Origin of the sequence: Alloacidobacterium sp., from assembly GCF_035631355.1 — a bacterium.
Lineage (GTDB): Bacteria > Acidobacteriota > Terriglobia > Terriglobales > Acidobacteriaceae > Alloacidobacterium.
Genome location: NZ_DASQIX010000111.1, coordinates 1 through 9,774, shown reverse-complemented (window position 1 = coordinate 9,774; position 9,774 = coordinate 1). Strand labels below are relative to the sequence as shown.

The 9,774-nt window shown below is 57.4% G+C and carries 12 protein-coding genes; 8 read left to right on the top strand and 4 right to left on the bottom strand.

Annotation, left to right across the window (positions count from 1 at the left end; genetic code table 11):
* The 4 genes from VEV40_RS19640 to VEV40_RS19625 all read left to right on the top strand — a co-directional run.
* Window positions 1-1,309 (top strand): heme lyase CcmF/NrfE family subunit (locus VEV40_RS19640; RefSeq protein WP_324834769.1); only part of this gene is annotated, 1,309 nt, incomplete at its 5' end.
* On the top strand, window positions 1,310-1,774 hold the full coding sequence (locus tag VEV40_RS19635) for a cytochrome c-type biogenesis protein (RefSeq protein WP_324834768.1): 465 nt from the start codon (window positions 1,310-1,312) through the stop codon (window positions 1,772-1,774).
* A gap of 55 nt (window positions 1,775-1,829) precedes the next feature.
* Window positions 1,830-2,111, top strand: a complete 282-nt coding sequence (locus tag VEV40_RS19630; RefSeq protein WP_324834767.1) for a hypothetical protein — start codon at window positions 1,830-1,832, stop codon at window positions 2,109-2,111.
* Between the two features lie 134 nt (window positions 2,112-2,245).
* The gene (locus VEV40_RS19625; protein ID WP_324834766.1) at window positions 2,246-3,511 is read left to right on the top strand and encodes a carboxypeptidase regulatory-like domain-containing protein; all 1,266 of its coding nucleotides are present in this window, start codon (window positions 2,246-2,248) and stop codon (window positions 3,509-3,511) included.
* A gap of 9 nt (window positions 3,512-3,520) precedes the next feature.
* Here the strand turns inward: VEV40_RS19625 and VEV40_RS19620 are convergent, their stop codons facing one another.
* A complete protein-coding gene (locus tag VEV40_RS19620) occupies window positions 3,521-3,850 on the bottom strand; it encodes a hypothetical protein (protein ID WP_324834765.1) in 330 nt (109 codons plus the stop codon).
* A gap of 164 nt (window positions 3,851-4,014) precedes the next feature.
* Here VEV40_RS19620 and dnaX point away from each other — a divergent pair, with 164 nt between their 5' ends.
* The 4 genes from dnaX (at window position 4,015) to recR (ending at window position 8,251) form a co-directional block, all read left to right on the top strand.
* Window positions 4,015-5,955 (top strand): DNA polymerase III subunit gamma/tau, encoded by a 1,941-nt coding sequence (gene dnaX / locus VEV40_RS19615; protein ID WP_324834764.1) that lies wholly within the window; start codon window positions 4,015-4,017, stop codon window positions 5,953-5,955.
* A 119-nt stretch (window positions 5,956-6,074) separates the two neighbouring features.
* The gene (locus tag VEV40_RS19610) at window positions 6,075-6,401 is read left to right on the top strand and encodes a YbaB/EbfC family nucleoid-associated protein (RefSeq protein ID WP_324834770.1); all 327 of its coding nucleotides are present in this window, start codon (window positions 6,075-6,077) and stop codon (window positions 6,399-6,401) included.
* Window positions 6,402-6,541: 140 nt separating this feature from the next.
* Entirely contained in the window at window positions 6,542-7,528 is a 987-nt protein-coding gene (locus VEV40_RS19605) for an MBL fold metallo-hydrolase (protein ID WP_324834763.1), read from the top strand.
* A gap of 123 nt (window positions 7,529-7,651) precedes the next feature.
* Window positions 7,652-8,251 (top strand): recombination mediator RecR, encoded by a 600-nt coding sequence (recR, locus tag VEV40_RS19600; RefSeq protein WP_324834762.1) that lies wholly within the window; start codon window positions 7,652-7,654, stop codon window positions 8,249-8,251.
* Between the two features lie 192 nt (window positions 8,252-8,443).
* Here recR and VEV40_RS19595 read toward each other — a convergent pair whose 3' ends face one another.
* The 3 genes from VEV40_RS19595 to VEV40_RS19585 all read right to left on the bottom strand — a co-directional run.
* A complete protein-coding gene (locus VEV40_RS19595) occupies window positions 8,444-9,124 on the bottom strand; it encodes a 7-carboxy-7-deazaguanine synthase QueE (protein ID WP_324834761.1) in 681 nt (226 codons plus the stop codon).
* 6 nt (window positions 9,125-9,130) lie between these two features.
* Entirely contained in the window at window positions 9,131-9,508 is a 378-nt protein-coding gene (gene queD / locus VEV40_RS19590) for a 6-carboxytetrahydropterin synthase QueD (protein WP_324834760.1), read from the bottom strand.
* A gap of 20 nt (window positions 9,509-9,528) precedes the next feature.
* Window positions 9,529-9,774 (bottom strand): hypothetical protein (locus VEV40_RS19585; RefSeq protein ID WP_324834759.1); only part of this gene is annotated, 246 nt, incomplete at its 5' end.

Here is a 9,774-nt window from a genome sequence, read left to right as displayed (position 1 = left end):
CCCGGTGGAGAATGCTTCGCTGATGCCGTGGCTGACGGGCACGGCCTTTCTGCACTCGGTCATGATGCAGGAAAAGCGCGGCATGATGAAGATGTGGAACGTGTGGCTGATTTTCTCGACCTTCGCGCTTTCGATTCTGGGGACGCTGCTGACGCGGTCGGGGCTGGTGAGTTCAGTTCATGCTTTTGCGCAGTCTTCCATCGGGACGTGGTTCTGGGCGTTTTTGGTGATTGTGCTGGCGGTTTGCCTGTTCACGTTTGTGTTGCAACGCGACCACTTGAAGTCGGAACACAAACTTGAGTCGTTGGTTTCGCGCGAGTCGAGTTTCCTGTTCAACAATCTGGTGCTGCTGGCGGCCTGCTTTACCGTGTTGTGGGGGACGCTCTTCCCGGTTTTGTCTGAGTATGTGCAGGGGAACAAAGTCACGGTCGGGCCTCCTTTTTACAACCGCGTGGCGGTGCCCATTGGGCTGTTTCTCCTGTTCCTCACCGGTATCGGGCCGATACTTGCTTGGCGCAGCACTTCATTCAAGAGCGTTCGCAAGAATTTCATCCTGCCGGTGGTTGCGGCGGTTGTGACTGCTATTGTGTTGATGACCTTCGGTGAGCGCCCGTGGGTGGACCAAGGTGCGCTGTACTCGCTAATGGCGTGGTCATTGTGTGCGCTGGTGGTGACGGCGGTCGGCTCTGAGTTTTTGCGCGGCGCTGGCGTGATTTCGCAACATACGGGACAGAATATTTTCGCTTCGATGGTGCAACTGACGCGGCGCAATACGCGGCGCTATGGCGGATACATTATTCACTTTGGCGTGGTCGTCATTTTCATAGGGCTGGCGGGTTCGGCGTTCAATCAGAGCACGGAACAGGAGCTGAATTTCAAGCAGAGCATGAAGATGGGGCCGTACCGGCTGGAGTGCCTGGATTATTCGCAGGACACCAATCCGAACTACGACACCGAGTACGCGATCCTCGACGTCTACCGCGGCGGCAAGAAGATTACGCAGCTTGCTCCGGAGAAGCGCTTTTATCAGGCGAGCCAGACGACTTCGACGATAGTGGCCAACCACTCGACGCTGGCGTGGGACCTGTATGTGATCTACGCAGGTAAGGACCCCGACAATGGCCAGCCGATTATCAAGGTATTTCTGAATCCTCTGGTGGCGTGGATCTGGATCGGAGTCGCAATCGTGGTTTTCGGCACGCTTGTAGCGTTGACTCCTAATATGACGGCGGCGCTGGCAGCCAGCCGCAGCCGCGTGCCCGCGAGTGAAGCGACCGAAGCAATGGCTATGGGCGAAGGCGGCGACTAAATGCGGAAGCTGTTTCGTTTTTCGCACCTTGGGCTCGTAGTACTGCTGGCCGTCTTCACCATGGGGTCGGCGGATACTGCGGTGCGCTACAACGATCTTGGGCACAAGATGATGTGCGTGTGCGGCTGCGGCCAAGTGCTGATTGAGTGCAATCATCTGGGATGTCCGGATTCCGATGGTGAGCTTACAGAACTGCGCGCGGCGTTGAGCCACGGCAAGGGCGACACGGAGATTCTTGAAGCGTTCCAGGCGAAATATGGGCCAACTGTGCTCGCCGCTCCCATGCTGACGAAGTTCAATCTGGTGGCGTGGTTTGTGCCTCCAGTTGTGCTGCTGCTGGGGATTGCCGGCACGATTGCGCTGGTGCGGAAGTGGAAGCTGCGCACGGTCGCGATGCCGCCTGCTTCCAATGTGCGCGAGTTCGACCGCATTCGCGACCAGATTCGCAAGGAGACTGAGTTATGAATGGCTGTACGAACCTAATGCGGCGTAAGCCGCAGAGACCTGGACGGTCAGTCCTGTGAGCACGATTGCCTGCGGGCTGTTACTGATTGCGATTTTTGCTTACGTCTTCTACCCGGAGCGCAAGGTCGAGGCGCAGGTGCAGAAGACGCGGCTCGATTTCTTGAGGGAGCGCAAGGATGTGTTGTATGACAATCTGCGGGACTTGAATTTTGAGTATCGCGCAGGGAAATATCCGGAAGAGGACTATGCGGCGCAGCGGGCGCAACTGGAGAATGAAGCCGCTGAGGTGATGGCGGAGATTGATTTGCTAGAGCGGCAGCCGGTGGGCGCCCGCTAGTTTTGTTCCCACCCTCGCATGATGAGCCGATTCATAGCAACTGAAGCAAACCGCAGGTCTTTCGACTACGCTCCCTTCGGTTGCTTCGCTCAGGATGACAAATTTAAGTTGAGTTTCTATCGGAAAGTTACTTAATGACATTGATTTCTCGTTCGCGTTATAGCGCACTGGCGCTCCTGGTTGCTGTTTCCTCGTCGGCTTTTGCTGCTACTGTGACCGGCACGGTGACGAATAAGACGGTCAACAAGCCTGCGGGCGGCGACGATGTGGTACTCATTGCTTTCGCGCAGGGCATGCAGGAAGCGGCGCGCACGAAGACAGACGCTAAGGGGCACTATTCGATTGACGTGCCAGACAGCGGGATGCACCTGATCCGCGTTGACCACCAGAAGGCGGCATACTTTCAGCCAGTGCCGCCGGGGACGACGACCGCCAATGTGGACGTCTACGACGTGTTGCCGAAGGTTGACGGCGTGAGCACCGAGGCCGCTGTCATGCGGATCGAGACCGACGCGCAAGGCCTGCATGTGATTGAGAATTACTTCGTCAAGAACGACTCGAACCCGCCGATGACGCAGCTCAGCCAGCGGTCGTATGAGATTTATCTGCCGCCCGATGCTCGCATTGAAGGCTCGGCGGCGATGGCGCCGGGTGGGATGCCGGTTTCGTCTTCTCCGATACCGACGGGCGAAAAGGGCTACTACGCCTACATATTCCCAATTCGTCCGGGCGAGACGCGCTTCCAGGTGAGCTACCATCTGCCCTATACCGGCAGCTTCAACTTCACGCCAAAGGTTTCGCTGCCGACACAAAACGTCGCTGTCATGCTGCCGAAGGCGATGGTCTTTAAAGGCGGCGGGGCAGTTGGTTTTCAGCCAATCAATGATGGCACCGACGCGCAGACATTTCTGGCGCGCAATGTTTCTCCTTCGCAGGTGATGGCGTTTACCGTCTCCGGCACTGGATCGATGCCGCGCGAACAGCAGAGCCAAAGTGGCAATGATGCCAACGCGGCGGGGCCAGAGGCGGGCCAGTCTTCTGCGACGAATGATACGCGTCCTGGTGGCGGGCTTGGGAATCCGATTGACACACCCGATCCGCTGAACAAGTATAAGTGGTGGATTCTGAGCGGCCTCGCGCTGGTGCTGGCAGTAGCGGCGGCGTTTCTGCTGCGGGCCAAGCCGGAAGCTGCTTCTGCTCCTGCCGCGATCCCACCTACTCCCGTTGTAATCCCGGCTTCCGGGCAGGGTGATTTGTTGGCAGCGCTCAAAGAAGAGTTGTTTACTCTGGAGACCGAGCGGCTGGAAGGCAAACTGAGCGAATCCGAGTATGCCGAGCAGAAGGCGGCGCTGGAGATGGTGTTGCGGCGGGCGCTGTCTAGGCAGGCGATTTTGAGCTGATCTCTGATTTCAGTTCGTTGGCGGCTGTTGCTCGCGGATGCCGCCTCCCCGATTTACCTGAGCCAGGTCTCCATCGTAACTGCCCCAGTAGTCCCACTGGTTGCCCCTTCTGCGAAAAACTTTCCAGCAGGCGCGCCCTGCGCTGTGGGTACTGCCATCGGGTGAGATGGCCCACTCGCCGCGGACGTAGCACGAGCCACCCGGCCTGTGCTGGCCGCCTGAGTTGTTGCTGTAGTTCTGATTGACCGTGCGGGCATCATCCAGCTGGTAGTGCCACCCAGCAGCCTGAGCGGCATGATCGTATGCCGCAACTTTCTCTACTACCGGATTAACAAACATGCCATTCTTACAGCCGGGTTTTGCAGAACAAGTTGGTTTCGTGCTCGAATCGAACTCGGCCCCACATTTCGCACATCTCCAGAGCGGCATATGATTCCTCCATTAATACGCGTAGAAATCGTAAACGGGAGCCATAGCACGATCAAGTCGCGCTGGGAGAGCGCGTGTCTGACCCTGCCTGGACGGTCCGTCCCGCAGTACAATCAATCTTCGGACCATTCATGACGTATCAGGTTTTAGCAAGAAAGTATCGTCCGCAGCGTTTTGGGGACGTGGTGGGGCAGGAGCATGTGACGCGCACGCTGCTCAACGCTCTGGAGCAGGGGCGGATTGCGCACGGATACATCTTCAGCGGGCATCGCGGCATTGGGAAGACGACAATTGCCCGCATTCTGGCGATGGCTTTGAACTGCCGGACAGCGATTGGGACCGCCAAGCGGCCCACGCCGGAGCCTTGCGGTGTCTGCGATTCGTGCACGGAGATTCGCGGAGGAAATGCCGTTGACGTGATCGAGATTGACGCGGCGACCAACCGTGGCATTGATGAGATTCGCGAGCTGCGCGACGCGGCGCGTTACCGTCCGGCGCGAGACAAGTACAAGATTTATATTCTGGACGAGGCGCACCAGATCACGGACGCCGCCTTCAATGCCCTGCTCAAAACGCTGGAAGAGCCGCCGGAGCACGTCGTCTTTATGATGGCGACAACACAGCCGGAGGACTTTCCTCAGACGATCCGCTCGCGATGCCAGCACTTCAGCTTTCACGCTGTGAAGTTTGACGACATTCTGGGACAGCTGCGGGCGATCGCCGAGCAGGAAAACATCTTGGCTGACGACACGGCGCTGGCGCTGTTGGCTGAGGCGGGCGATGGATCGATGCGCGACGCGCTGTCGATCATGGACCAGGCGATTGCATCGGCCCCACTGGTGGATGGCAAAGCAAAGCTCGACGGCGAGCAGATCCGCGAGCTGATGGGTACGGTCCCGAACACCGTTTTTGAACGGCTACTGGAGGCGGTGAGCGCGAACCAGGCATCAACGGTGATTGAGGAGATCAATACGCTGCTGAATGCGGGCAATAGTCCGTCGGCGCTGGCGCGGCAGTTTGTTCGCTACCTGCGGAACGTGCTGATGGCGCGGATTGGAGGCGAGACTACTGAGCTGTTGCAGGTTTCGACGGATGAGCGGACGCGCGCGGCGCGGTCGGCGACGCTCTTCTCAGAAGAAGACCTGACACGCTTTCTGAACGTCATGCTGCGGACGTTTGATGAACTGAATTATCGGCAGGAGCAGCGGTTCCATCTGGAACTCGGGCTGGTGAAGCTGGTGCACTTGCAGCGCCTGCTTCCGGTTGAAGAATTGTTGAGCGGAATGCCCCCTGGTGGGGGAAGCTCGTCCAAGGTATCGTCTCCAGCGTCTCTGCGATCCTCTTCGGCTGTGTCAGGGCAGGCGACCCTACCCAAGTCAGCAAACCCCACATCTTTTCAAGACCCTTCGGCTGGCTCAAGGCAAGTTGTGGGGCACCCAGCGAAGCCGGCGTTTTCTCCATTTGAGGCGGACAGTAATAGGAAGAGTCCGGGCAATGCGGCTGCTCCACTGGCTGAAATGAAAGCGCCCACTCCGGCGGAAGAGGTTGGCCCCAAACCGGCGGAGAGTCCCCTGCCGCCTGCGGTTGAAGAATCTCCTTCTGCTGATCTGGCGGTGAGCGGATCTAAGGTTGATCTGGATCGGATTCGCGAAACAATTTGCGCAGCGCTCAATGACAAGGGCCACAACACTGCGGCGGCGCTTCTTGATGCGGGCAAGTGGTCTGTGGAGGGCGATACGATTCGCGTCGAGGTTGCGGCCAAGAAGACGATGCTTGGACTGACAATGAATGTCGAGGCGGAGAAGATCGCCAGGAATGCACTGCGAGTGCCGGGCGCATCCCAGAAACTGGCGGTTGTTCCGGGAGAGAATGGAGCGGCAAGCCCTGAATCGAAGCCTCGGGTCATGAGTGGGTCGGTGCAGGCGGCTGCGCTCGATAATCCGCTGGTGAAGCAGGCGATGGAGTTGTTTGGGGCTGAGGTGCGTAGCGTTCTGGATTTGCGGGATGCCAAGTGAAGTTGTTTCCCACACTTTGCTTCGCAAAGGACGGGGCACCGACAATTGCGGCAACTGCCGCGAAAAACAGATCCTTCGCTCCGCTCTGGATGACGAATCTTTGAGGTGTACTCGACATGATAAATCCGTTGAAGCTGCAGGAAATGCTGGCGCAGGCCAAGCAGATGCAGGAGCAAATGCAGGAGAAGCTGGCGCAGATCGTGGTCGAGGCCTCGTCGGGCGGCGGGGCGGTGACGGTGAAAATGAACGGCCAGAAGCAGGTGCTGAAGGTGACGATCGATCCCAATGCAGTAGCCGGTCTCAGCGGCGCGACGGCGGATGTGGAGATGCTGGAAGACCTGGTTGCGGCGGCCTTCAACGAGGCAGGACGGCGAGCGGATGAGGCGATTAAGTCCAGCGCTTCATCAATGCTGGGCGGGATAAATCTGCCGCCGGGGCTTTTTTGAGGCTTCTTGTTCTGGTTAAAAGAGATTATCTACAGCTAAGACATCAAGCACGCCGGGCTTCGCTATAAGAAATTCTTTACCGCAGAGTACGCAGAGTTTCGCAGAGGAAGGCTATGGGCATGGAGGACGCGGAGGACTTGATGCATTCCCATGAGGTGACGCGCAGGAGCTTTTTGCGGCAGGCCAGTTGGGCGGGAGCAGCGCTGTTTTTTGCTCCGAGGGCATTTGCGCGGCCAATACAGCAGCCGGGCATAGAGCCAAATACTGCTGCCCCTGCTGACCGCCTGCAGCAGTTTCGCACTGCGGGAGCAACGACGCCAATTCAGGTGACGAAGTTGCGGGACACGCTCTTCCTTCTGCAAGGCGTCGGCGGCAACATGGTGGCACAGACCGGACCGGATGGAAAACTGCTGATTGATTCGAGCGCGGCAACAGCGGCTTCGCGTTTGAAAGATACACTCGGCACGCTGGGCCCGCATCCGATGAAGTTGCTGGTCAATACGCACTGGCATTTCGACCATACCGACGGTAATGCCGCGCTGCATGACAACTCCGGCGCATTCATCATGGCCCATGAGAACACGCGCAACCGCATGGCGACCGCGCAGGAGATTGCGTTCTTTCACCTGAAGCTTCCGCCCTCGCCCACGAGCGCTCTGCCGCAGGAAACTTTTATCGATAAAGAGAAACTCTTTATCAACAATGATGAGATTGATCTCGTATACATGCCTGACGCGCATACGGACACGGATATTTACATTCACTTTGTTGGCGGAAATGTGCTGCACTGCGGCGATGTGTTCTTTAATGGGTTCTATCCGTTTATCGACGCGAGCACGGGCGGTACGGTCAATGGCATGATTCGCGGCGCGGACGCCTGCCTTGCAGTTGCCGACGACAAGACGAAGGTTGTTCCGGGGCATGGTCCGCTGGGCGACAAGGACGCGCTGCAGAAATACCGCGATATGCTGGCCACGGTGGCGACCAGCATAGAGAAGCTGAAGAGCGGCGGGCAATCTCTCGATCAGGTGATTGCCGCCAAGCCTACTGCCGGTTTTGACGCTGACTGGGGCAAAGGCGCTTTGAAGCCGGAGCAGTTTGTCGAACTGGTCTATACGACGCTATAAATACGACTACTTCGATAGATAAGAAGAAAACTGATCCTTCGCTCCGCTCAGGATGACAGCTTCTCTGATGCGACTGGCGTAGCCTATGGAATCCTGCTAAAACAGCGGAGAGGCTTACGTTTTTTGTCACGTTTTGCAGAACCCATGGCGCGGCTCATTGAGGAGCTGCGCAAACTGCCCGGCATTGGATCGAAGAACGCGCAGCGATTGGCGTTTCATATCCTGCGCTCGAATGGCGAGGATGCTGAAGCATTGGCTGACGCAATTCGCAACCTGAAGGCCAAGCTGCAGCTTTGCTCGATCTGCAACAACATTACGGATGTCGATCCATGCGTATACTGCGCGAGTCCCACACGCAACCAGCGGCTGGTTTGCGTGGTGGAAGAGCCGACGAATATAGCAACCATCGAAAAGACGCACAGCTATAACGGCGTATTCCATGTACTGCATGGAACGCTTTCGCCGCTACACGGAGTCGGGCCGGAACATCTGCGAACGGGCAATCTGCTGGCAAGAGTTTCGCGCGGCGACGTGGATGAGGTGATTCTTGCGACGTCGCCTACGATTGAGGGCGAGGCAACGGCTGGATATCTGGCTGATATGCTGCGCCCGGCGCAAGTGCGCGTAACGCGCATTGCCACGGGAGTGCCTGCAGGCAGCGACATTGAGTATGCCGATGAGGTGACAATGTTGCGGGCTTTAGAGGGACGCCGGGAAATGTAAGACTAGGACTAGGACTCACAAAGGGAAACACTATGGGTCGCGCAGCCCATCGGGGATCTATTCGCAATTGAAGGAAATTCTGTCTTTAGATCAGCCTTCTAGCGGTATCTAACGTCAGCTTTCCTGGAATAGATACACACAATCTGCGATACCTGACTCACTGACTCCCACACAAGACATTGACTTGTGCCTTCAAACGCCTTTCTTCTGCGGCTCCCAAATGTACTTGTGAATCTGCAGGCTTAATCGTGCATCCAGACCATCGGCAAGCATCCATTCCACCAGCTCGCGCGGATCGAGCATGCAGTTCTCAGTACTGCGTGCGGTAGACGGTGCCTTGGTGAATGCCGGCGACAGCAATACGCTGCCAACGCTGGCCTCGAGCGCGTGCTCGCGTATAAAAGCGCGGGCAAATTCATAGTCGTCGCGATTGGCGATGACGAACTTCACCTCGTCACTCTTCGTCAGGTATTCCAAATTGCTCATTCGGAAACTGCCGCCCTCACCGGAGCCAGGACACTTCACATCGACAATCTTGTGGACGGAGGGCGGCACGCGATCCAGAGGACGCTCGCCGCTGGTCTCAATCATCAGTTCATAACCGGCAGCCAGCAGCCGCTCCATCAGCGGAATCAGTTCGCGATCCTGCAGAAGCGGCTCGCCACCGGTAAACTCGACTAATTTAGCCGGAGCCAGCTTCTCAATCTCGTCTACAACCTCATCTTCCGTCAGGTTGTAGCCGCCCTTGAAAGTGTACTCCGAGTCACACCAGGAGCAGCGCAGGTTGCAGCCCGCCAGCCGCACGAAGATGCAGGGGCGTCCAGCGAAGCTCGATTCCCCTTGAACAGATTTGTAAATTTCAATCAGGTACACGGCGCGCTACTCGTAATACGTCGCCGTCGTAGTATCGGTCTCGTAGATGGTGCAGTCCTTTACATGCACGCGGCCACTCGTCATCTCGGCCAACTGCTTATTCGTCTCATCGTAGAAAAACCGCGCAAGGTTCTCAGCTGACGGATTGATCTCCGTAAACGGATCAAGCTCGTTCAGCATCTGGTGGTCGATGCGGTCAATCACCGGACGCATCACCTGCTTCAGGTCCTTGAAATCGAGCAGCAGACCGGCATGGTCCAGGCTCTCACCGCGCAGCGTTATGCGGACCTTATAGTTGTGGCCGTGCGGGTTCTCGCACTTGCCTTTGTAATTGCGCAAATAGTGCCCGGAGGCAAACCCGCGCTCTACGGTTACTTCATACATGTGTTTATTGTAGCTTTTTATCAGTGGCGGGGCTTGCGTCTGCGATTTGACATGCGCTCCTGGTAGCGACGCTCCTCGGCGCGGCGGTCTACTTGTTCAAACATCGCTGTCATCACGCCAGACAGCGCGACGATTAACCCGCCCACCGTAAGAAACAGCGCGGTCGTCTTCCACAGCGAACCGTTACCTGGAAGCCCCTGCTGTGCATTGCCGAAGAACGTCATGCCGCAGGAAATCAGCGCGAACAGCAGCAGCGTTCCGGCAAG

Excerpts from the sequence above, each read along its gene's own strand:
- VEV40_RS19635 (WP_324834768.1), top strand. The coding sequence starts at position 1,310 with ATGCGGAAGCTGTTTCGTTTTTCGCACCTTGGGCTCGTAGTACTGCTG.
- VEV40_RS19620 (WP_324834765.1), bottom strand. The coding sequence starts at position 3,850 with ATGTTTGTTAATCCGGTAGTAGAGAAAGTTGCGGCATACGATCATGCC.
- VEV40_RS19625 (WP_324834766.1), top strand. The coding sequence starts at position 2,246 with ATGACATTGATTTCTCGTTCGCGTTATAGCGCACTGGCGCTCCTGGTT.
- queD (WP_324834760.1), bottom strand. The coding sequence starts at position 9,508 with ATGTATGAAGTAACCGTAGAGCGCGGGTTTGCCTCCGGGCACTATTTG.
- VEV40_RS19605 (WP_324834763.1), top strand. The coding sequence starts at position 6,542 with ATGCATTCCCATGAGGTGACGCGCAGGAGCTTTTTGCGGCAGGCCAGT.